Genomic DNA, 21,748 nt, shown 5'->3' on the forward strand with positions numbered 1-21,748 from the left:
AGAGCGCCTAGCGGCGCCAGAAGAGATGATGCACCACGCCGCTGGGGCTTGGCACGATCTCGTGGTGGAAGCGGTCGGACAGCTCCTCCGGTGACTCCCACAGGCGGACTCCGGCACCGATTTCGACGTCGACAACTGCTACGTGCAGCGTGTCAACGAGGCCGGCGTCGAGGAACTCGCGGATAGTTGAGGCACCTCCGCCCAGCCGTACGTCCTTCCCGTTTGCCGCCGCCCGCGCCTTCTTAAGCGCAACAGCCGGTTCGGCGTTCAGAAAGTGGAAGGTTGTATCGGAAAGGGTGAACGAAGGCCGTTCGTAGTGTGTCAGGACGAACACCGGCGTGTGGAAGGGCGGCTCCTCTCCCCACCATCCGCTCCAGTCCTCGTTCTCCCAGGGGCCGCGGACGGGCCCGAACTTGTTGCGCCCCATGATTTCGGCGCCGATATTGTGAGTGAAGTCGCGGGTGAAGTAGTCGTCGAGACCCCTGCTTCCCCCTGGGTCGGTACGGTTGGGCCAGCTGGCCGTGTCTCCTGCCCACCACATCAGGGCCCAGGGATCAGCGTCCCCGAAGGGCCGCTCAGCTTTGATTCTCGCCGGCGCCGAACCCGTCGCGGGAGACTGTGAAATTCTGGACCCTGAGTAGCTGCCCCATTGAAACTCCTCGATAGTTAGTTGCCGGTTGGTGGATGTCCGCGCCAGATCCCGGTCTCGAAAAATTCCTCGAGCACGGCGAGCGGCCCGGCCGGATCCAGACCACGGTCAGCGAGCCAACCGTCGTCGTTATACGAACACGCGTAGCGCTCTCCCGCATCGCACAGGATGGAGACCACGCTGCCGCGCCGACCGGCGGACCTTAATTTTGCAACGATCTGCCAAACACCCCACAGGTTCGTTCCCGTCGAAGGACCGGCAGACAGGCCGGTGAGCGCGCGAAGGTGGCGGGAGGCAGCCACAGAGGCAGAATCGGGCACCTGGATCATCGAATCGATGACTGAGGGAATGAAGCTCGGCTCCGGCCGTGGGCGCCCGATTCCCTCGATCCGGGAAGGCCGCCCGAGCGCAGCCGTGCCTCCCGCCCAGGTTGGATAAAAGGCCGAGTTCTCCGGATCCACCACGGCCAGCCGGGTGGGATAACGGTTGTAGCGGAGGTACCGCCCGATGGTGGCGCTGGTGCCACCCGTCCCGGCACCCACCACTACCCATTCGGGTACGGGGAACCGTTCATGCTCCATCTGCCGGAAGATGGACTCGGCGATGTTGTTGTTGCCACGCCAGTCAGTGGCCCGCTCCGCGTACGTGAACTGGTCCATGTAGTGTCCGCCCGTTTCCGCGGCGATCGCTTCCGCGGCGTCGTACACCGCGGAAGCATCGTCCACGAAATGGCAGGTGCCCCCGTACTGCTCGATCAGCGCAACCTTCTCCCGGCTCGTGGAGCGCGTCATCACTGCAACGAACGGCAGCCCAAGCAGTTGGGCGAAGTAGGCTTCGGACACGGCCGTGGAGCCGCTCGAGGCTTCAACGATGACCGTCCCCTCGCGGATCCACCCGTTGACCAGACCGAAGAGGAACAGGGAACGCGCCAACCGGTGCTTGAGGCTTCCGGTGCGGTGCGTCGACTCATCCTTCAGGTAGACATCGATTCCCCAGCCCTCGGGGACGGGCAGCGCCAGCAGGTGGGTGTCTGCAGAACGATTGCCCTCCGCCTCGATCCGCCGGATTGCCTCGTCGGACCAAGCGCGGTCATGCCCGGAAATGAACGTCATACCAGCACCTTACGGTCTCCGCTGAAGGGACCGGTCAGCGAAGATGCGCAATGCGTCGCGCACAAACTCCGCCCCCTGTCGGCCACCGTAGTTCGCAGCGAATCTGTCGTCCGAAACGTACATCTCGCCAAGGCCTACGAGGTATTCCTTCCCGGGCCCGCTGCCCGACGACGGCAGTCCGGGCACACCGGCCAACCAGTCATAGTGGCGTTGTGCCAGCTCCTGCGCTTCCGGGCTGTCGGGGGCAATGCCGCGCTGTGCGGCCGTGGTCCAGTCAGCGCCGAGCTGCGCGGTCTGCGCCTTCCACTTCCCTTGTTCGTCAGCGTCGAGACCGTTCCACCAGCGGTTTGAAGCCGCATAAGCCTCCTTGCCCCACCGTTCCTCCACCTCGTCCTTGTACTGCGTGTGGTCAAAACCGTCGAACATGTCTTCTGCCATTAGTTCCTCACCTCCTTCCAGTCGTTCAATCGTTTGCGATACGGACGCCACCTGCCGCGCCAACCTGTCCTGCTCCTGTCTCAGCCACTCCAGATGCTTCCTGAGCGCACGCACCGGTTCGGTGCTGCGGCCCAGCACCTCCGCGATGGCAGGAAGCCCCAGCCCCAGGTCGCGCAGCAGCAGGATCCGCTGCAGGCGGACCAGCGCGTCGTCGTCGTAATAGCGGTAACCATTGCCGCCGATCCGGGAGGGAGGCAACAGGCCAAGGCGGTCGTAGTGGCGGAGCGTGCGGCTGGTGGTGCCCGCAAGCCGCGACACTTCCTGGATCGAGCGGTCCATGGTCGATCTCCCTTCCGCTAACCACCGTAGAGGTTGACGCAGCGTCAAGGGCAAGGCGTACGCTCCCCCTTCACGGGAAGCGCGGATGGCCCGCACCAAGCGCGGCTGCAAAAATACACAGTATGCTTACCAGCTAGTGTCGGCAGCACCACGTTGCCCGCACCGGGAAGGGGAGCACATGGCCAGCCGGTATCCGATGCAAGAGCGATCCGGTCCCTGGCGGGACGGATTGGGGCGAACGGCGTCGCGTGCGGCGCAGATCCTCCTGATACTTACCCTGGTGGTGGTGGCCGTCTACGCCCTGCTCCAGATCCGCCTACTGGTCATCCCGGTCATCATCGCGCTGATTCTTGCCGCCGCCATCGGCCCGTTCGTAAACATGCTGCGACGGCGTGGCGTCCCTGGGGGCCTGGCAACCGCGATTGCGTTCCTTGCCTTGCTCGTTGTGCTCGGCGCAATCATCACCGTCATTGTGGTTTCGGTTCGCAACCAGGCCGATGAACTGATTACCGCCGCGACAGAGGGCCTGGACGAGTTGCAGGCTTTCCTCACCAGCGGCCCATTCCCCATCGCACCGGAGCAGCTCGACGAGGCGCGCACCGCCGTCATTGATTACGCCACCAGCGCGCAGTTCCGCTCGGGCGCGATCTCCGGAGTCTCGGTGGTGGCCGAATTCCTGGCCGGCTCCACCCTCATGATCGTGATCCTGTTCTTCTTCCTCAAGGACGGCAATAAGATCTGGGAGTTCTTCCTGAGGCCCTTCAGCGGCGAGCGTGAGCGGAAGCTGCGACGCTCGGGAACCCGCACGCTTGAGGTGCTCGGCGGATACGTTCGGGGAACGGCCATCGTGGCGCTCGTGGATACGGTTGCGATCGGTGTCGCCCTGCTGATTCTCCAGGTCCCGCTGGCTATCCCTCTGGCCATGATCGTCTTCATCGGCGCTTTCATTCCGCTCGTCGGGGCAACGGTTGCCGGAATCCTCGCCGCCCTGGTGGCACTCGTGGCGAATGGGCCGATTGTCGCGCTCATTGTGGTCGCCGTCGTCGTCGCTGTGAACCAACTCGAAGGTGACCTTCTGCAGCCGATCGTGATGGGAAATGCCCTTCGACTGCACGCGCTGGTGATCCTGCTGGCGCTGACAGCGGGAACCATTCTCGCAGGCATCGTGGGAGCGGTACTCTCAGTGCCCATCGCCGCGGTCACCTGGGCGGTGCTCCAGGTCTGGACCGCCGAAGACCCACGCCTTGAACCACTGAACCCGGATCTTCCGCCGGCCGGCAGTGAGCCCACCTAGCCCGAAATGCACAGCAGGCTTACTATTCCGTTAGGATCCGAGCATGACCACCACCGAAACTGCATCTCCCTCCAAGCTGCGGAAGGGAATCTCCGGCAGGCTCCTATATCTCTTCATACTCGGAGACGTTCTTGGAGCGGGTGTATATGCGCTCGTCGGTGTCATCGCAGCGGAAGTAGGCGGAGCCATCTGGGTACCGCTCGTCGTTGCCCTTGCCCTGGCGCTGCTGACGGCAGGGTCGTACGCCGAACTTGTCACCAAGTATCCGAAGGCCGGTGGTGCGGCGGTCTTTGCCAAGCGGGCCTTCCGGGCTCCATTCATATCCTTCCTGGTGGGTTTCTGCATGCTCGCAGCCGGAGTCACCAGTGCTGCCGGTCTTGCCCTCGCCTTCACCGGGGATTACCTCTCCTCGTTCGTCACGGTGCCTCCCACCTGGGCCGCCGTCGTCTTCCTGGTGCTGCTGGCGCTGCTGAACGCCCGGGGGATCAAGGAATCAGTCCGGAGCAACGTGGTCATGACAGTCATCGAGGTCTCCGGCCTGGTGCTGGTGATCGTCCTGGTCGCGCTGTTCCTCGGTCAGGGCGGCGGAAACCCGTCACAGATTTCGCAATTTCCCACGGGCGTCAATCCCGGCCTTGCCGTCCTGGGAGCGTCGCTCATCGCCTACTACTCCTTCGTGGGATTTGAAGTGTCCGCGAATGTGGCCGAAGAGGTGCGGCAACCGGCCCGTGTCTACCCGAAGGCGCTGTTCGGAGCACTCGCTACGGCCGGAGCTGTCTACCTGCTCATCGGTCTTGCATCAGCGGCGGCACTACCCGCAAATGAACTGGCCGGCTCCAGCGCTCCCCTGCTCGATGTCGTGAACGCCACCGGTTTCGGAGTACCGCCATGGCTCTTCGGCCTCATTGCCCTCGTGGCCGTGGCAAACGGAGCCCTGCTCACCATGATCATGGCCAGCAGGCTCACCTTCGGCATGGCGGAAGAGGGCCTGCTGCCCTCCGCTCTGGGAAAGGTGCTGCCCAACCGTCGCACCCCGTGGGTGGCCATCATCGCGACGACGGCAGTCGCAATGGTCCTGACGCTCACCGGAGATCTCGCATCCCTCGCCGAGACCGTGGTGCTGCTCCTCCTCGTTGTCTTCATCAGCACCAACGTCGCTGTACTTGTCCTGCGCAGGGACACTGTTGAACTCAAACACTTCCGGGTCCCAGCGGTAGTTCCGGTCCTGGGAGTCCTGTCCTGCGTTGTGCTGTTGACGCAGCAGTCCGCGGAAATCTGGCTTCGTGCGGCCATCCTGATCGCCGTCGGCGTGGTCCTGTACTTCGTCAGTTCGGCCGTGACCAGGCGGAACAACCTCCGGGCGGAAGCGGAAGCAGCATGAGAGCAGCACTGACGGAAACTGCCCGGGAGCTTTTTGGCCTGGACACGCTTCTTCCCGGACAGCGCAAGGCCCTGCAAGCAGCCGACGACGGCGCGAACGTCCTGGGCGTACTCCCCACCGGCTATGGGAAGTCGGCAATCTACCAGGTGGCGGCAATGGCGGCTCCGGGCGTCGCCGTCGTCGTCTCTCCCCTGATCTCGCTCCAGCGCGACCAGGTTGAGGCGATCAACACCGCCCTGGGCGATCTGCGGGCCTGGGTGCTGAACTCCGCCGCATCAGAAAGTGAGATTGAGGAAGCCTGGACTGCTGCCGAGGACCCCGACGAGGAGCGCCGGGCGAAGTTCCTGTTTCTGGCACCTGAGCAACTGGCACGGGAGGAAGTCGCCGAGCGGCTGCAGAAACTGGACGTTTCCTTCCTGGTCATCGACGAAGCGCACTGTGTGTCCGCGTGGGGCCACGATTTCCGGCCCGACTACCTCCAGCTCGGCTCGCTTGTGGAGCGGCTGAAGCGTCCGGTTATCGCGCTGACCGCGACCGCTTCCCCGCCGGTGCGCCAGGAGATCCTGGAGCGATTGCGGTTGAAGGACGCCGTCGTCGTCGCGGAGGGCTTCGACCGCCCCAACCTGCACCTTAGCGTCCGGCAATACGAGTCCGCGCGGGACAAGCAACGCGCCGTCGTCGAGCAGGTAACCGCCCTGGAGGGACAGGGATTGCTCTACACGGCCACCCGCAAGGAGACCGACCGCTACGCGGAGGAGCTCCGCGAAGCGGGGCTGCGGGTTGATGCGTATCATTCCGGCCGCAGCAAGTCCGACCGGAACGCATTACACGAGGCGTTCCAGGCGGGCGAGCTGGACGTCGTGGTTGCCACCACCGCGTTCGGCATGGGCATTGACAAGCCCGACGTGCGATTCGTTGTCCACGCCGACATTCCGGACTCCCTGGACAGCTACTACCAGGAGGTGGGCCGGGCCGGCCGCGATGGCGAGCCGGCCGAGGTCGTACTCCACTACCGGCCGGAGGACCTGGGAATCCGGCGGTACTTCGCAGCGAAGTCCGTCCAGGAGGAGGGCCTGCGATCGGTGCTCAAGGCGCTTCGCGAGGCCGATCGTCCGCTCGACGCACCGGGCATCAGGGAAGCCGCCGGAATGACTCAGCGCAAGCTGTCCGGCCTGCTCAACCAGCTGGTTGAGGTGGACGCTGTCCGCGAGCGCGGCGGGGCCTACCGTCTGGTGGCGAAGGATGACGGAAAGGTGATTGACGACGTCGTTGACCACCAGAAGCGGCGGCAGGAGGTGGACCGCTCCCGCGTCGAGATGGCGCGGCAGTATGCAGAGCAGCGGGGGTGCCGGCGGAAATTCCTGCTGGGCTACTTCGGTGAGGAACGGGAAGGGCTGTGTGATGCCTGTGACAACTGCGAATCCGGCCGCGCCGCCGAGCAGAACGACGACGCCGGGCACCAGCCGTTTCCGCTGCAGAGCACAGTCCGGCACGACGAATGGGGCGAGGGCGTGGTGATGGGATACGAGAACGACGTCGTGACGGTCCTGTTCGGGGACCACGGGTACAAGTCCCTGTCCGTTCCGCTGGTTGAGGAGAAGGGCCTGCTGGCCCAGGTGCGCTCATGAAACTTCTGCCGCTCGCCGCCAGGGCTGGAGGTCAGGCGTTCAAGTCGGTCTTCGCTGTCCTGAAGCTGTTCCGGCCGGATCGTCCCATCCACCGCAGCGGCGTAGTTTTGCAGGGAACACTGGTGCACACGCGCGTCTTCAGCGGCGAGGACTGGATGGATTCGAACGGAACCGAGGAGGTGACCGCCCGCATCTCGCGATCGGTAGGGCTTCCGGAAAGCATGCCCGACGTCGTGGGGCTGGCTTTGCGCGTCGGTGACGCCGACATCCTCCTCTCCACCACCGGGTACAGCTTTCCCACCCGGTTCCTGCTGCGGCCCCGGCGTACACTACTGGATGGCCCGTTCACCTCGATCATGCCTTTCAGGGGAGCGGGCGGGCCGGTGCTGATCGCCGCCCGGCGGGAGGGCCCCGGACCTGAAGTCACCCGACTGTCGCAACTGCGCAACTTCACGGGCGAACTTCAGTGGGGTCTGCACTACAGCCGCCTGCGCGGGCCGTGGACACGGTTCGCCACCGTGCGCCTAAGCGTAAGCGACGCTCACGAGAGGGGCACTCGGGGAGGCGACATTCGCTTCGACCCGGTCGGGCGACCTCCTGCCGGCCTCGAAACTTACGACTGGACGCGTTCATTGCGAATTCCTTCGTACGCGGTGGCGCAAAAAAGCTAGACCATGGTTACACTGCGGAGAGAACCGCTGTAGGCCGAAAGGCACCCATGGAATCGAACCACAAGATATCCCCGGAAGAACCCTTTCCGGAGGACTTGACCGCATTGAACGACACTGAGGTGGAGATACTCAACAGCCGGATCCACCGCGAACTGGAGGCCGAGTATGCAGATGGCCTCCCCGACCCTGAGACCGAAGCGCGCCTTGAGGAAGTCAACCTCGAACTGAACCGGCGCGAGCAGGAAGGCTGAGGAGCGCTGCAATTACGGCACCATGAACCCGCCCACTGAACGCTTCACGGTCCCGGTCGACGAGACAAGTATCTCGGCCGCGTACGCTCGGCCCGATTCGCCGGCGGCAACCGTAGTAATCGCGCACGGTGCCGGAGCTGGCATGGACCACCCCTTCCTCGTCGGATTCAGTGACGCCCTGAACGGGCTGGGTTACGCCACCCTTCGATTCAACTTCGCCTACGTTGAGCAGGGCAGGCGCTTCCCGGATCGCCCGCCCAAGGCCGTGGCCGCCTGGCGTGAAGTCATGCGCCAGGCACGGGAGCGGGCGGACGGGAAACCTCTCTGGGCGTGCGGAAAGTCCTTCGGCGGCCGGATGGCCTCCATGGCTGTTGCCGAAGGAATGGAATCTGCCGGCCTGATCTTCCTGGGTTACCCGCTGCATCCGCCGGGCAAACCCGAGAACCTCCGGGACGAGCACCTATACGGCATCCCTGTACCCATGCTGTTCCTGCAGGGCAGCAATGACGCCTTCGCGCGGCAGGACCTGCTGGACAGCGTAGTGAGCAGGATTGGCGAACAGGCCACACTTCACTACCTGCCCGACGCAGACCACTCCTTCGCGGTCAAGGGCACCAAGCGGACACCGTACGACGTCGGCGCCTCCCTCGCGCCTGAAGTTGCCGGCTTCCTTGCGCGATAGCGCTTCCGGTACGAAGTACGGTGATCCTATGCCCGAATCCCACGACCTCGGTCTGACCTACTTTCCCGCAGCCGGCGACCCGACGGTGGCCCGCCCGGCCGTGCTGGTCCTGCCCGGTGGCGGCTACGGCAAGACCTCAGCGCACGAGGCGGAACCCGTGGGTGAATGGCTGGCAGGCCTGGGCATTCACGCCTTTGTGCTGCACTACCGGGTTGCACCGCACACCCACCCAGCTCCGCTCCTCGACGCCAAAGAGGCGATGCTGCAGATTCGCGGCGGTGTGCACGGGTTGGCAGTGGATACAGCACGGGTGGGAGTGCTGGGTTTCTCGGCCGGGGGTCACCTTGCCGCTACTCTCTCCACGGCGGTGCCGTGCGGAGACAGCCGCCTGGACGTTCTCGACGCGGTGCCGGCGCTGTCGATTCTCTGCTATCCCGTGGTGTCCTTCACCCACTCGGCACATCAGGGCAGCATCGACAACTTGCTGGGTCCCTCGCCGTCGTCGGACCTGCTCAAGATGATGTCTCCCGAACTCAACGTCTCCGCGGCGACGCCGCCCGCCTTTCTCTGGCACACTGCAGACGATGAGGCCGTCCCGGTCCAGAACACTTACGCGTACGCCGGCGCCCTGGCCCAGCAGGGTGTGTCTGCAGAGGTGCATGTATTTCCGCACGGCCGCCACGGTCTCGGCCTGGCGCGTGACGAAGCCGAACCGGCGCAGTGGACCGCGCTATGCGCTCAGTGGCTGGCGGGGCAGGGATGGGCGGACCTTTTGGATGCTCCGAGCCGTCGGAGCGCAATGTGACTAGAACCGCCTCGTAACCGAAAAGTTATTCTGCGTCACATTCCTTCCCAAGTTAGCGGATTGATGAAACCTTAAATTCATCAAGGTGCAACGAGGCACCTTCTACACTCCGGGGGGAGACACAAATGGCGGGAAATTTCGAGATTTTCATGGGCTCCGACAAGCTGTACCGCTTCCAGCTTCTGGATGAGCGCGGCCGGGTTCTGGTTACTTCGGCTGGATATGGCTGCAAGGGCGACGCCGTATCAGCAATCACGGCTGTCCGCGAGAGCGCGGGAACGGGCCACATCCACGACATGTCGGAGCCGGTAGCCCGCGTTTCCCACGCACGCTACGGCAAGCAGCGCCTCTCGGCTTAACTTCCGCTGGCCCTGTTGCCCACCCGTCTACCGCAGCCCCTTTGATCCAGCTGCGCTTAACTTTCGACGGCGGCAACCGGCACGGCACTTACCGTTTCATCTCCTGCGGGTCCCCATTCCGGATCCTGCAGTTGTTGCTGCGTAGTTTCGAGGACCTCCGCCAGTAGTGCTTTAGCCGTGGCCAGCAGGTCCGCAACACGGGGATAAGCCAAGCTGTAAAAGACCTGGCTGCCGCGGCGCTCGGACACCACCAGGTGATGGGTGCGCAGGACTGACAGATGTTGGGAAAGACGTGACGCCTCAACGCCCATATCGGCGATGAGGTCGGTCACCGATACGTCCGGCGAAGCGGAGAGAAGTTCCAGCACGCGCACCCGCACTGGATGGGCAAGGCCTTTGAACAGATTGGCCTTTACCTCGTAGAGGGGCCTGTGCGCGCCCGGAAAATTGCCCACGGGATCAGCATCCTTCACGTCGTGAACCGGATAAGCCCGCGGTGTGGGTACCGGTGATAAGGGGTGCCCTGTGGCGGTGGCCCCGGGCGAAGTGGATTGAGTAATTCATCATACCGTCATTCGGTTACTGACCGGTAGCTTGAATTTCACCGGTGAGATGACTTGGGAGTGTACTGCCCGGGGCCCTCCCGCGAATCTCCAGCAGGGTCCGGGCATGGGCTTCGAGGCGCTTGTCCTCATCCGACTGCGGAACCCACCGAGGTACGGGCACCGCTGTCCCCGTTTCATCCCGGGCCACCATCACCGTCAGGCAGTAGGTGGTTACCTGCATCTCACGTCCGGTCGGTCTGCCCGAACGAACATGCACAGCAATATGCATCCCCTTGTTGCCCGTGTAGACCAAGCGGGCTTCCACCTCAACGAGGTCGCCGATCAGTAGCGGCCGATAGAACCGGACTCCCCCGGAGAAGACCGCAACAGTGTCCCTTCCGCAGTAGCGCGTGGAACAGATGTAAGCGGCCTCATCAATCCAGTCCATCACCGTGCCGCCGTGCACCTTGCCGCCCCAGTTCACATCCGTGGGAGCTGCGAGGAACCGCAGAACTACACGTTCGGCAGTTCCGGCGTCGGTGTATTCCTGCCCGCTCATTTCAGCCACGATGGCATCTCTCACCGCTATGCGGGCCACCGCCTGGTCGCGGAATCCAATCTCTTCCAGAGTGACAGGTTCGAAGGATGGCACCGGTACGGACTTACCGTCCTGCCCCACGGCGACAAAGATCACCAGGCACTGGCTGCGCATGGTTGCCTCGCTGCCCTGGACATCGCGGGAAGACACAACGGTGCGGATATGAAGGGAGGACTTGCCGGTATACACGATGGTCGCTTCGACCTCGACAAGGTCGCCGACGTTGACAGGATCAGCGAAGTGTATGTTGCCCACATAGGCGGTGACGCAATACGTCTTCGCCCAGCCGACGGCGGCGGCGTACGCTGCCTTGTCCACCCATTCCAGCACCGTGCCGGCGTCGACCGAACCGCTGTGCCCCAGATCCGTGGGGGCGGCCAGGAATCGCAGGGTTACCGAGTGCGGATTCGTGCGATCTCCCGCGGCGCCCCCTCGCGTCCCGTTTTCCATGCGGTTAACGTAGCCGATCGCTTCCCTTTCTGCTCGGGCTGATGTCCAATGGCAGGATGGCGCGCTTGATCTACTCCATGATCGGCTCTCTGGACGGGTACGTTGCCGACACATCAGGCAATTTCGACTGGGCTGTGCCGGACGAGCAGGTGCTCGCCTTCATCAATGATCAGGAACGCGACGTAGGAACGTATCTGTACGGGCGGCGGATCTACGAGTTGATGGAGGCGTGGGAGAACGATCCGACGGCCGCAGACTCGCCGGAGTCGCAAGAGTTCGCCGGGATCTGGAAGGCTGCGGACAAGGTTGTCTTCTCAACGCGCCTTGAGGACGTGAAAACCACCAGGACCATCCTGCAGAGAACGTTCGACCCGGCGTTCGTGGAAAACCTGAAGCGCACCGCAACTGCCGACATCAACATTGCAGGTCCCCTGCTTGCCTCCCACGCGTTCCGTGCAGGGCTGATCGACTGCGTCCACCTGCTGTTGGTACCCACGATTATCGGAGGCGGGAAAAGCTTCTTCCCCAGCAATATGCGCCTTAACCTGCGTCTGGAGGGGAGCCGCCGCTTCGAGAACGGCATGCTCGCCCTCCAGTACGACGTCGACGGCAGCTGACGAGCTACCCCGGCTTTCGGGAGGTGCAGGCAGGGTGCGGCTATACCGGCTCCTCGTCGATGGGTCCGCGCGGATAGTCCTCGTCCCCATAGACGGGAAGTGCCTGCTCCACCACGTCCGCCTCGTTGGCCTCCCGCGCCGCCGGATTCAGAGTCTCCCCTGTATCCTCCTCGACGGAGTCATCGGCCACCTCGGCCTGCTGCTCAAGCCGGTCGGCGTCGTTCGCCGTGAAAATGTCATTGCCCTCTGTGCTCATGGTGCGCCTTTCCCGTCGAATTCCCTTGGCAATGTGAGTCAGCCTGAAGGGCGGCAGTCAGTAGGAAATAAGCTCGACTAGCTCGCCCACGCGCTCCTCGGGATAGTTGCGCGCGATGTCAGCCTGGCTGAGCATTCCCACCAGGTCGTGTCCGTCGATCACAGGCAAGCGCCGCACCTGGTGATCAGCCATCGTCTTGATGGCCTCCTCGATGCTGTCGTCGGCCCCGATGGTCACCGGCTTGCCCTGGCCCAATTCCCCTGCCTTGACCTGCCGTGGGTCTGTGCCTTCCGCCAGGCACTTCACCACGATGTCGCGATCGGTCAGCACGCCCTTCAGGCGGTTGTCCTCGCCGCAGATGGGCAGAGATCCGACGTCCAGGTCCTTCATCTTGCGCGCTGCCTGTTCAAGGGTTTCGTTCTCACCGATGCATTCAGCGCCGCCGGTCATGATGTCGCGTGCTGTTGTCATGATTCAGTCCCCTCCTGCGTAATTGACTTGCGAATGCACAGGTCCGGCAGAAACAGGCGAACCTGTGAGTACGATCATAAGCAAGCTTGCTATCTTTGTGAAGGGTCGCCAACCGGTCCAGAGACGCCCGCCAGTCGACAGTCAGCAGGGAGTACACAAAGGTGCCAGATACCGAAGACGCAGTCCTGCGACGCTGGACGCTGGATGATGCCCCTGCCCTCCAGCGGGCAGTTGCCGCCAGTGACGACCTCCGGCTTCAGTTTGGGAAGGATGACCTCTCCGAGCTCGATGCGTGTCGGCAGTACATCGAGAACCAGGTGGGACTGGAAAGCGCCTCCGCGCGCCACTTCGCAATTGCCGTTGACGGCGTGGCCGTCGGCGACATCGGCGTGACCTCCATGGAGTTTAACCATGGCACGGCCTGGGTTTCCTACTGGCTCAGCGCTGATTACCGTGGCCGCGGCCTGGTGACCAGGGGCCTGTCCGCTGCCGCGGAGTGGGCATTTTCCGAAGGACTCTTCCGGCTCGAGTTGAGCCACCGCGTGGACAATCCTGCGTCATGCAGGGTCGCCGTACGGACGGGTTTCCAGCGGGAAGGTATCGAACGGGCGAAGCTCCGGTACGGGGTGGACCGGTACGACGTCGAGACGCACGCCCGTCTGGCCTCCGATCCCAAGCCGCAGAACATCACCCCGCTTCCCTGCTGATTCGCGGGGAAGCACGAGCACCGTGGCTCGACGACGCTAGACAGCAACCCACCGATCGGCGCCCAGGACCTCGACCTCGCGGAAGGTGAGCACGCGCGCGCCCGTGATAGTCGCCGTCGGCTGCGTCAATGCGGCATGAACTGACGCTGCCTTCGGTGGCAGCCACACCGGCGTCGCGTCCGTCAACGGATAGACGGCCAGCGCCACCTCCCTGCGGGCGGTCGCGGCGTAGGGAGTGATGTCAATATCCCATGCCTGGCCGGTCCAGAAGACGTCCTCCTCACGCCCGTCGAACGACGACGACGCGGTGTCCCCGACGATCTCGACCCGGAGCAGCGAGCGCTCGAGCGCTGAGGCGGTGCCTGCGATGGTGACCGTGTAACGGGCCGCACGTTCAGCAAAGTCCTCTGCCTCCGGCGCCGCGGCCCTTCCGGGTACACGCACTGGCCGGATGGACGGAGCTGACGCGGGAGCCACCTGCTCGAGCCTGATCTCGCACTCCTCGTCGGTGACATCGAACGAATGGTGCGAGAATCCGTCGTCGTCCGGTGTGCCTGCCGCCGGGAAGATCGAAAGGCATCCCGATTCCGCGGCGAGTACAGTCAGCGAATCCTCACGCTCGATCACATCTGCGGACGACAGCACCAGGCGCCGTCGACCTCCGGCTTCCGGGGTCCAGGCCTGGAGAGCCTGGCTCGCAGTCAGGACCAACACACGCAGCTGCGCGCCCTCGTCGCTGGTTAGCGTGACGAATCCTGGGCCGAGGTTTTCCAACACGAGGTCGCCGTCGACCGGATGTGCCGCATGGCCCGACACGGAATAGCCGGCAGGTACGGCGAGGTGTGCGTCGACGCCGTCATTGGCTGCCAGCACCAGGACGGGCGTCTCGCCCTCGCCCTCGGCCTCGGCCTCGAGAAGCGTGAGGACGTTCAAAGTCGCCCAGCGCACGACGACGCCTGCCACCTCCAGCTCCACCGGCCAGGACATGAACTCACCGGACGGGATCGTGACGGGGCGGTGCGGGAAGGTGACCTTGCTGTTATCGAGGGTGATGTCGAAGCGGACGTCGGCCCGCGCGGGCAGCGGCTCGTATGGCCGGTGATTGTTCATGAAGACGAAGCCGCTGGAACCGTCGCTGCGCAGGGACCAGCGGAGCGCGCCGTCGTCGTTGTTTCCAGGGATGGTGGCGTTCATGGCGGCGAGCCGGGAACCGAAGGCGGCCAGGAAAGAGTGCTGGTTCCGCAGCCGGTGGTAGCTCTCGCGAGTCTGGAGGTGTGCTCCGACGGGTGCGCCGAAGTCGTAGTTGAGCTCCGGCATGTCATTGGGATAGCCGGTGGCCTGCGACTCCTGCAGCCCGCGTCGTGGGTTAGTGCCGCCCACGTACATGTAATAGCCCTGCCAGGTCGACCCGCTGCCCAGTTTGCAGTGGGCGACGGCGGCAATGTCACGTGCCGTCGGGGTGGGGCGGCGGTGATACGCGCTCGCCATGCCGCCGGCCAGCTCGCAGGTTGCCGCCGGGAAGTCAGGGTGTTTTGCGCCGACGACGCCGGTCCACTTATCTCCGGACAGATCCTTGCCGATGCCCGGGTCGTCCCACTGGTGGGAGAACGTGAAGTGGGCCTGGAAACTCTCGTCCCAGCCCTGGTCGCTGTCCACCCAGAAACCATCCGCATAACCGCCGTAGAGCGGGAACACCTCCCCCACCGGGACGTCCGCGCTGCCCCAGGCGGTCGCCGTCCAAAGCGGGGCAAAGAGGCCGGACTCTCGGGCGATGTCCTTCAGGACGAGGATGTGGTCCGGTTGGTCGTAGAGCTCGTTCTCGAGCTGGATGCCGATGATGGGCCCCTGATCGCCGCAGAGGTGCGCCACCTGCCGGCCGACTGCGCCGAACCAGGTGCGCACTGCTTTCAGGTAGGCCGGGTGATTGGTTCGTTCCGGGTAGTCGGCCTCAACTATCCAGTCCGGGTGGCCGCCGTTCCGCACCTCGCCGTGGCACCAGGGTCCGAGCCGGAGAATCGCGTCGAGGCCGATGTCCTGGCACAACTCAACGAAGGCAGCGAGGTCCAGGTTGCCCTCGAAGTTAGGTTCAGCCGTTTCCTGTTCCTGGTGGTGGATCCAGAAGACGTAGGTGGCCACGACGGTGATTCCGCCGGCCTTCATCAGCCGGAGTGCGTCTTCCCAGCGATGCCTCGGCTGGCGGCTGTAGTGGATCTCGCCGGTGATCGGGATCCAGGGCTCACCATCGCGGAGGATGCTGCGATTGGTGAGGCTGAGGCCGGGCCGTATGTCGACGTCGCTCGCCATGCGGGGCCGAGTGAGCGGGCTGTCCCATCCGGCATGGGTGATCGACAGGGCCGGCGGCTGAAAGGGCATGCCCTTGACGGTAAACGCTTTCCCAATGTGTGGCAAGGGAGCGCTTCTGCCGTGCGTTAGCGGCTTTGCCATCCGATAGCGGTCGAACCCTATCGGATGGCAAAACTGCTAACGGAAACGCGGGGTTCTTGCGAACCAGCCTGAGTCAGCCGGCCGCGGATGAGTGCGAGGAATCGTCGTCGTCCTCGAGTTTCGGCACCAGCTTGAGCGCCGGCTTAGCCGGCTGGGGGGCAGTCTCGATGCCCAATGCCTGAATGCGCGCAATGAGTTCGGCGCGCAACTGCTGATCAGAGCCCAGGGTGCGCTCCTGCTCCTCCTCCAAAAGGTCGGCGCGCTCTAGGAGGATGCGCCCATCAACGGTGATTCGAAGGTGTTGGCCCTCCGGATCATGCGGGCTTCCATCTCTTGTAATGAGGTCGCTTCGTTCAAGCCGGTCCAGTACTTTGATCAGCGTGTCAGGGCTGACCCGAAGTTTTCGTGCCAGTCCGTATTGGCTCATGGTTTTTCTTTGCGAGAGCACCCGAAGGGCGGTGAGGCCCGCCTGTGTAATACCGAGACTGCGGAACTGGTTTGTCTCGGTATTCTCGGTTAGTCGTGCAGCGGTACTCAAAAGTCGATTTGTCGGCCAATTAGCAAGGTCCATATTATTCTCCACTGCCGCCTCCTCAAGCGGCACCGCCGTAGTTCCAAAGCGGTGTCCTGCCACTTCGTGATTTGGATACCTTAGCGTACTGCAGCGAGGTTTTCCGGCTAGCTTGCGTTCAGGACCCTGGCCTGCTGTTCCCATCCGATGCGTGCAACGTCGCCGTTTTCCCGTCGATTCAGCTCTTCCCGGACTTCGTCGAGACGCATCTCGGTCTCCCAGGAGAACCACCCGGCCCCATACTCGGCGTCCATCTGGCGCCGGATCCTGCTGTGCAGGACGTGAACTTCTTCGTCACCCAGAACCTCGAGGTCCTCGGGGAACTGTTCGGTCGGCGTCAGTGTGAATTTGCTTTGCATTACAACTCCTTCATCGACACTAGCCAAGTTTGGACTATGAAGCTTACCCAAAACCGAGAGTATTGCAATCCTGCAATTCGCAATCACATTTCAATCACGGAGTCTGCGCGAGCGCGAGATACCGCGTGGAATCGATGTCAGGTGGGAATCCAGTAGCGCAGTTTGTCCTGAGAAATTGGCGCAGAGTTCACCTCCCGGACACCGCCGTTCCGCTCGATCACAGCATGGGAAGCAAAGTTGTCCGGGTCACATGTCAGCAGCGCGGTGGCGATTCCGAGGGATCGCGCCTCCCCGAGCGCGAGCCGGAGCATTTCCGTCGCGTAGCCCCGTCCTCTGAACTGGGGACGGACAGCGTAGCCGATGTGCCCGCCTACCTCGAAGAGGTGCTGGTTCAGCTCATGCCGAATGGACGCCCGGCCAACCAGACCACCGTCCACGTCGGCCACCAGAAACGTTGCCGGCACCCAACCCTCCGGGAGGTTTCTTCCGAACCGCGCATCCTCCGTCTGAGCGAGGTAGTCCAGCCACTCCATACCTGTTCGGTAGGCCAGCAGGAACTCGAAGTTCTCGCGAAGGAGCTCGGCGTGCGCAGCAGTTGCTGCGGCTTCGTCATCGGGTGCCAGAAGTCGGAGCTTCACAATGTCGACGATACTGGCTTGGCACGGCGGGCTACCGGTGAAGATGTGCAGACGTAACTTAGGCTTGATCGGTGATCAATGGGACAGTGCGCGCGCAGGTAGACAAGGTTTGGGATACGTTCTGGACGGGCGGCATCTCGAACCCACTCGAAGTCATAGAGCAGATCACCTATCTGCTGTTCCTCAAGCGGCTGGACGAGGAGCAGACGTCACTCGAGAACCGCGCCAACAGGACCGGCAAGCCGATTGCCAAGCCAATCTTCCCCGAAGGCAATGATGCTCGGGGCCGAAGCTACCGAGATCTGCGCTGGACCAGGTTCAAGAACTTCTCGCGGGACGAGAAGTACACCCTCTTTTCAGAGCACATTTTTCCCTTCCTTAGGGAGGAACTGACGCGCCAATCGAGCGGTGAGGACTCCACCTATAGCCATCACATGAAGGACGCCCGCTTCACCATCCCGAATGCCGGCGTCCTTGAGCGAGTCATTGACATCATTGACGACATCGACATGACGGACCGGGACACCAAGGGTGACCTGTACGAGTACATGCTCTCCAAGATCGCGACCGCCGGCACCAACGGTCAGTTCCGCACGCCGCGTCACATCATCGACCTCATGGTGCAGATGACCGACCCTCAGCCGTTGGAGGTCATCTGTGACCCGGCATCAGGAACCTGCGGCTTCCTAGTCCGGGCAGCGGAGCATCTCTGGAGCAACCCTGACCTGCTCACCAACAAGCAGCAGCTGGACTTCTACCACCACGAGCAGTTCCACGGCTACGACTTCGACAACACCATGCTCCGCATCGGCTCCATGAACATGCTGCTGCACGGCGTTGAGAACCCGGTGATCACATATCGCGATTCCCTGGCTGATCTGCATTCGGCCGAGGAAGAGAAGTACCACCTGGTCCTCGCGAATCCGCCGTTCGCCGGAAGCCTCGACTATGAAAATGTGGCCAAGGACCTCCTGAGCTTGGTCAAGACAAAGAAGACCGAACTGCTTTTCCTCGCCCTCTTCATCCGCCTGCTCAAGCCCGGCGGACGGGCGGCGGTTATTGTGCCCGACGGCGTCCTGTTCGGCTCCTCGAAGGCCCACAGGGACCTCCGCAAGCTCCTGGTCGAGCAGCACAAGCTCGATGCCGTGGTGAAACTCCCTTCCGGCGTCTTCAGGCCGTACGCCGGGGTTTCGACCGCAATCCTCTTCTTCACCAAGACCAACTCCGGCGGCACCGAAAACGTCTGGTTCTACGACGTGAAGTCCGACGGCTTCAGCCTCGACGACAAGCGCACTCCCTTGGCTTCCTCCGACCTGCCCGACGTCCTGGAGCGGTACAAGCAGCGCACGACGACGGAAGCAGAGCGGGCGCGAACTGAACAGTCTTTCCTCGTTCCCAAGTCAGAAATCGCTGAAAATGGCTACGACCTCTCCCTCAACCGGTACAAGGAGGTCGAGTACGACGAGATCGAGCACAAGGCACCGGAGGAGATCATCGGGGAGCTTGAGGTTCTCGAGAAGGAGATAGCCGACGGGCTGACCGAGTTGAAGGACCTGCTCAAGTGAGGATGGTTCCGTTTGGCGAGGTGGTTTGCAAGGTTGAAAGGAGGAACCCAGCCGGATCCCCACAAGAGTCATTTTGTTATATCGACTTGGGCGCCGTAGATCAGTCAGCGAAGGCCATCGTCAACCCTCAATTGCTTAGCGGCCAGAAAGCACCGAGCCGCGCCAGGCAAGTTCTTCGTACTGATGACATTCTCATATCCACAGTTCGACCGAATCTGAATGGAGTTGCTCGCGTACCTACAGACTTGGACGGATCCATCGGTTCAACTGGTTTTTGCGTGGTTCGGCCGAACCCGCATCAACTCGAAGCGTCTTATGCCTTCCACTGGGTTAAATCCCCTCAGTTCATCGATGACATGGTGCGGAAGGCAACTGGCGCGAGCTATCCAGCAGTCTCCGACAGTGTCGTCTTAAGTTCACGACTCCCGCTTCCGCCTCTCGGCGAGCAGCAGCGCATCGCGGCGATCTTAGACAAGGCCGATGGACTCCGCGCTAAGCGCCACGAAGCCCTCGCCCACCTCGACTCCCTCCGTCAATCAATCTTCAATGAAATGTTCGGGGACCTGAACAACGGCCGACCGGATTGGGGGGCGGGCCCACTCTCAAGATTCGCTGAAGTCGTTTCCGGGATAACAAAGGGACGGCGCACGAAGGCCGAAAAGCTCCGGAAGGTTCCCTATCTCGCAGTTTCGAACGTCCAGGACAAACGCTTGGATTTGAACGCTGTGAAAACCATTGATGCGACTGACGAGGAGATCGAACGTCTTCAGCTCCGCCATCACGACCTTCTGCTCACCGAGGGTGGCGATCCCGACAAACTTGGGCGAGGCACACTCTGGAATGAAGAGTTGCCCATCGCGATACATCAAAACCACGTCTTTCGTGTCCGTGTGACCGATAGCGACTGTCTCCACCCACTGTTCCTCAACTGGCTCACCGGAAGCGATCGCGGAAGGGCATACTTCCTGCGATCGGCGAAACAAACGACTGGAATAGCGTCAATCAACAAGACTCAGCTGAGCGCATTTCCGCTCCTTTTGCCCCCAATAGAGCTGCAGCGTGAATTCGCAGACCGCGTCACCGCCGTCGAGCGCTTGAAAGAGCACCATCGCGCACAACTCTCACAACTAGACGCTCTCTTCGCCTCTCTTCAACACCGCGCGTTCAAAGGAGAACTTTGATGACCGAACCATTTGCCGATTCAGAGACCACTGAGGTCCCAATCTGGCCTGCGCTTCTAGCGCCGGTGCTGGAGGTTCTGTCCGACGGCAAGCGCTATCACCGACGGGAATTGTTCAGTCGAGCAGCCGATGTTGCGGGTTTGAGCGAGACTGCTCGGGGGGAGCGTCTCAAGAAGGGCAATCTGCGATACGAGCAACGGATGGGATGGGTGCTCAGCCACCTCATGAGAGCAGGACTGCTATCGCGTCCAACTCGTGGTGAGTACGAGATTAATGAAGCTGGCCGTGCGTGGTATGCGCAGCACCCAAACGGGATGGACTATTCCCAAGCTCATGCGTTCTTTGCTCCATTCTGGCCAAAGACCGCAAAGGCGTCTTCCGGGAGGGAACAGCAGCCCGATGACAGCCTCATCGAGGACCTTGACCCCGTTGAGCAGATCGAAGACAGCGTAGACAAGATTCATGCGAAGGTCGGTGACGAATTGCTTCAGCGACTGAGGGACAGCCACCCAGCCTTTTTCGAGCAAGCCGTCGTCGATTTGCTCCTCAAGATGGGTTACGGGGGAGCAGAACAGCGCGGGAAGCGGATCGGCGGTACGGGCGACGGCGGCGTCGACGGCGTCATCGACCAGGACGCTCTCGGGCTGGACCAGATCTACATTCAAGCGAAGCGGTACAAGGACGGCAACAACGTCGGTCGTGAAACTATCCAGGCATTCGTCGGCGCACTGCACGGCGCGGGTGCGTCTAGAGGGGTGTTCATAACAACGAGCAGCTTCACGGACCACGCGCGAAGCTATGCAGCAGGTATTCCGTCGCGCGTGATCCTGATCGACAGCGTCAGACTGGTGAACCTGATGATCAAGTACCGGGTAGGCGTCCAGGTGAAGCAGACCTATGACGTCGTCGACCTCGACGAGGACTACTTCGAATAAGAGGCTTGTGCTCCTGGCTCAGTAGGCAACATCAGGAGCACAAGCTCGGGTCTCCGGCAGTCTCGCAAGCGGCGCCGGTTACCCCCAGGTAACAGTTATTTCTACATCGTCGGTAATGGTCGCGAATTCCTGTGAGGATGCCCCACCGGCTACGAACGTAAGTTCCCCAGCCTCTACCGCTTCCTTGAACGGGGTGTTCTGCAGCGACCAGAAGACTTGGCCGTCTCCATCCACTCCATCCCGCCAATCGTTTCCTGCGATTGAATCGCTTAGGAATAACTCTGCATCAACCTGTTCGCGCAGCAATTGAATGGAACCCTGTCCAGGGAAGAAGTTGACAACCTGACCGGTGTCGTTCGAAGCGGTCATCTCGAGAACGACAACGGCCTGGGTTTCCTCACCAAGGAGTTCTGACACCTCTGCTGGCACCTCCGGAGATGTAGCGTCGGTGATTCCGATCCCGGTAACTGAGAGACGCACGCCTCCCTCTTCCCAGACGAACGGCTCCGCAAACTCCTCCACGAAGCGCCATTCCTCGTCTGAAGCTTCCGCCTCGTCCGCTTCCAACTCCTCCGCTGCTTCTTCCTGCGCCTCTTCGGGCGCTGCAACCGAGGCCGACTCCCTCTGCGGAGCCGGATCCCTTTCAGATCCTGGACCGAGGCTCTCGGTATTTCCGCACCCGCCTGTAGCCAGGGCAACGGCGGTCGCAACAGCCAGGTAGGTTGACGTCTTCTTCACTGGTTCTCCCCCAATTGCTATCGTCTTCAAGTGAACCTCGACCATTATCGACCTTTGCTAGCC

Annotated in this window: 25 protein-coding genes and 1 pseudogene; 14 read left to right on the forward strand and 12 right to left on the reverse strand. The window is 62.5% G+C overall.

The window, feature by feature from the left end; all coding sequences use genetic code 11:
* Positions 1-7: 7 nt before the first annotated feature.
* The 3 genes from GC088_RS14580 to GC088_RS14590 all read right to left on the reverse strand — a co-directional run bounded on the left by GC088_RS14580 (position 8) and on the right by GC088_RS14590 (position 2,538).
* Positions 8-541: a dihydrofolate reductase family protein gene (locus GC088_RS14580; protein WP_323959717.1), complete on the reverse strand. Its 534-nt coding sequence runs from the start codon at positions 539-541 to the stop codon at positions 8-10.
* Positions 542-666: 125 nt separating this feature from the next.
* Positions 667-1,761 (reverse strand): PLP-dependent cysteine synthase family protein, encoded by a 1,095-nt coding sequence (locus GC088_RS14585; protein WP_323959718.1) that lies wholly within the window; start codon positions 1,759-1,761, stop codon positions 667-669.
* Between the two features lie 9 nt (positions 1,762-1,770).
* Positions 1,771-2,538 carry a MerR family transcriptional regulator gene (locus GC088_RS14590; protein ID WP_323959719.1) on the reverse strand — a complete coding sequence of 256 codons (768 nt, stop codon included), beginning with the start codon at positions 2,536-2,538 and terminating at the stop codon, positions 1,771-1,773.
* Between the two features lie 196 nt (positions 2,539-2,734).
* Between GC088_RS14590 and GC088_RS14595 the strand changes: the two genes are divergently transcribed.
* The 8 genes from GC088_RS14595 (at position 2,735) to GC088_RS14630 (ending at position 9,609) form a co-directional block, all read left to right on the forward strand.
* Positions 2,735-3,832 carry an AI-2E family transporter gene (locus tag GC088_RS14595; protein WP_323959720.1) on the forward strand — a complete coding sequence of 366 codons (1,098 nt, stop codon included), beginning with the start codon at positions 2,735-2,737 and terminating at the stop codon, positions 3,830-3,832.
* Positions 3,833-3,875: 43 nt separating this feature from the next.
* The gene (locus GC088_RS14600) at positions 3,876-5,213 is read left to right on the forward strand and encodes an APC family permease (protein ID WP_323959721.1); all 1,338 of its coding nucleotides are present in this window, start codon (positions 3,876-3,878) and stop codon (positions 5,211-5,213) included.
* Positions 5,210-6,841, forward strand: a complete 1,632-nt coding sequence (locus GC088_RS14605) for a RecQ family ATP-dependent DNA helicase (protein WP_323959722.1) — start codon at positions 5,210-5,212, stop codon at positions 6,839-6,841. The genes GC088_RS14600 and GC088_RS14605 overlap by 4 nt, the downstream gene beginning before the upstream one ends.
* A complete protein-coding gene (locus GC088_RS14610) occupies positions 6,838-7,512 on the forward strand; it encodes a hypothetical protein (protein ID WP_323959723.1) in 675 nt (224 codons plus the stop codon). Before GC088_RS14605 ends, GC088_RS14610 begins: the two co-directional genes overlap by 4 nt.
* Before the next feature lie 47 nt (positions 7,513-7,559).
* Complete coding sequence (locus tag GC088_RS14615; RefSeq protein WP_323959724.1) at positions 7,560-7,763, forward strand: hypothetical protein; 204 nt, start codon at positions 7,560-7,562, stop codon at positions 7,761-7,763.
* A gap of 22 nt (positions 7,764-7,785) precedes the next feature.
* On the forward strand, positions 7,786-8,445 hold the full coding sequence (locus tag GC088_RS14620) for an alpha/beta hydrolase family protein (RefSeq protein WP_323959725.1): 660 nt from the start codon (positions 7,786-7,788) through the stop codon (positions 8,443-8,445).
* Between the two features lie 28 nt (positions 8,446-8,473).
* On the forward strand, positions 8,474-9,250 hold the full coding sequence (locus GC088_RS14625; RefSeq protein ID WP_323959726.1) for an alpha/beta hydrolase: 777 nt from the start codon (positions 8,474-8,476) through the stop codon (positions 9,248-9,250).
* Positions 9,251-9,375: 125 nt separating this feature from the next.
* Entirely contained in the window at positions 9,376-9,609 is a 234-nt protein-coding gene (locus tag GC088_RS14630) for a YegP family protein (protein WP_323959727.1), read from the forward strand.
* 56 nt (positions 9,610-9,665) lie between these two features.
* On the opposite strand, the gene GC088_RS14635 is transcribed toward GC088_RS14630, so the two are convergent.
* Together GC088_RS14635 and GC088_RS14640 are read right to left on the reverse strand one after the other, a co-directional pair.
* The gene (locus tag GC088_RS14635; protein WP_323959728.1) at positions 9,666-10,082 is read right to left on the reverse strand and encodes an ArsR/SmtB family transcription factor; all 417 of its coding nucleotides are present in this window, start codon (positions 10,080-10,082) and stop codon (positions 9,666-9,668) included.
* 106 nt (positions 10,083-10,188) lie between these two features.
* The gene (locus GC088_RS14640) at positions 10,189-11,202 is read right to left on the reverse strand and encodes an acyl-CoA thioesterase (RefSeq protein WP_323959729.1); all 1,014 of its coding nucleotides are present in this window, start codon (positions 11,200-11,202) and stop codon (positions 10,189-10,191) included.
* 56 nt (positions 11,203-11,258) lie between these two features.
* Between GC088_RS14640 and GC088_RS14645 the strand changes: the two genes are divergently transcribed.
* Positions 11,259-11,819 (forward strand): dihydrofolate reductase family protein, encoded by a 561-nt coding sequence (locus tag GC088_RS14645; protein ID WP_323959730.1) that lies wholly within the window; start codon positions 11,259-11,261, stop codon positions 11,817-11,819.
* Positions 11,820-11,859: 40 nt separating this feature from the next.
* On the opposite strand, the gene GC088_RS14650 is transcribed toward GC088_RS14645, so the two are convergent.
* Both GC088_RS14650 and GC088_RS14655 read right to left on the reverse strand, forming a co-directional pair.
* On the reverse strand, positions 11,860-12,075 hold the full coding sequence (locus GC088_RS14650) for an Rv3202a family protein (RefSeq protein WP_323959731.1): 216 nt from the start codon (positions 12,073-12,075) through the stop codon (positions 11,860-11,862).
* A 57-nt stretch (positions 12,076-12,132) separates the two neighbouring features.
* A complete protein-coding gene (locus GC088_RS14655) occupies positions 12,133-12,546 on the reverse strand; it encodes a CBS domain-containing protein (protein ID WP_323959732.1) in 414 nt (137 codons plus the stop codon).
* Between the two features lie 161 nt (positions 12,547-12,707).
* On the opposite strand from GC088_RS14655, the gene GC088_RS14660 reads away from it, so the two are divergent.
* Positions 12,708-13,253: a GNAT family N-acetyltransferase gene (locus tag GC088_RS14660; RefSeq protein WP_323959733.1), complete on the forward strand. Its 546-nt coding sequence runs from the start codon at positions 12,708-12,710 to the stop codon at positions 13,251-13,253.
* Positions 13,254-13,289: 36 nt separating this feature from the next.
* Here GC088_RS14660 and GC088_RS14665 read toward each other — a convergent pair whose 3' ends face one another.
* From GC088_RS14665 to GC088_RS14680, 4 genes are all read right to left on the reverse strand, one after another.
* Complete coding sequence (locus tag GC088_RS14665; protein ID WP_323959734.1) at positions 13,290-15,626, reverse strand: beta-galactosidase; 2,337 nt, start codon at positions 15,624-15,626, stop codon at positions 13,290-13,292.
* Between the two features lie 145 nt (positions 15,627-15,771).
* Positions 15,772-16,125 carry a MarR family transcriptional regulator gene (locus tag GC088_RS15520; RefSeq protein ID WP_416377474.1) on the reverse strand — a complete coding sequence of 118 codons (354 nt, stop codon included), beginning with the start codon at positions 16,123-16,125 and terminating at the stop codon, positions 15,772-15,774.
* Positions 16,126-16,376: 251 nt separating this feature from the next.
* Positions 16,377-16,628: a hypothetical protein gene (locus tag GC088_RS14675; RefSeq protein ID WP_323959736.1), complete on the reverse strand. Its 252-nt coding sequence runs from the start codon at positions 16,626-16,628 to the stop codon at positions 16,377-16,379.
* A gap of 137 nt (positions 16,629-16,765) precedes the next feature.
* A complete protein-coding gene (locus GC088_RS14680) occupies positions 16,766-17,266 on the reverse strand; it encodes a GNAT family N-acetyltransferase (RefSeq protein ID WP_323959737.1) in 501 nt (166 codons plus the stop codon).
* Positions 17,267-17,337: 71 nt separating this feature from the next.
* Between GC088_RS14680 and GC088_RS14685 the strand changes: the two genes are divergently transcribed.
* The 4 genes and pseudogenes from GC088_RS14685 to GC088_RS14700 all read left to right on the forward strand — a co-directional run bounded on the left by GC088_RS14685 (position 17,338) and on the right by GC088_RS14700 (position 20,947).
* Positions 17,338-18,831, forward strand: coding sequence for a type I restriction-modification system subunit M (locus tag GC088_RS14685; RefSeq protein ID WP_323959738.1), 1,494 nt, complete (start codon positions 17,338-17,340; stop codon positions 18,829-18,831).
* Positions 18,832-19,076: 245 nt separating this feature from the next.
* Entirely contained in the window at positions 19,077-20,012 is a 936-nt protein-coding gene (locus GC088_RS14690; RefSeq protein ID WP_323959740.1) for a restriction endonuclease subunit S, read from the forward strand.
* Positions 20,012-20,251, forward strand: a pseudogene (locus GC088_RS14695) (winged helix-turn-helix domain-containing protein); the annotation flags it as partial. The gene GC088_RS14690 and the pseudogene GC088_RS14695, both read left to right, overlap by 1 nt.
* A gap of 75 nt (positions 20,252-20,326) precedes the next feature.
* Positions 20,327-20,947 (forward strand): restriction endonuclease, encoded by a 621-nt coding sequence (locus GC088_RS14700; RefSeq protein ID WP_323962100.1) that lies wholly within the window; start codon positions 20,327-20,329, stop codon positions 20,945-20,947.
* A 78-nt stretch (positions 20,948-21,025) separates the two neighbouring features.
* On the opposite strand, the gene GC088_RS14705 is transcribed toward GC088_RS14700, so the two are convergent.
* Positions 21,026-21,730: a hypothetical protein gene (locus GC088_RS14705; RefSeq protein ID WP_323959741.1), complete on the reverse strand. Its 705-nt coding sequence runs from the start codon at positions 21,728-21,730 to the stop codon at positions 21,026-21,028.
* Positions 21,731-21,748: the final 18 nt, after the last annotated feature.

Origin of the sequence: Arthrobacter sp. JZ12, assembly GCF_035189165.1 — a bacterium.
GTDB lineage: Bacteria > Actinomycetota > Actinomycetes > Actinomycetales > Micrococcaceae > Arthrobacter_D.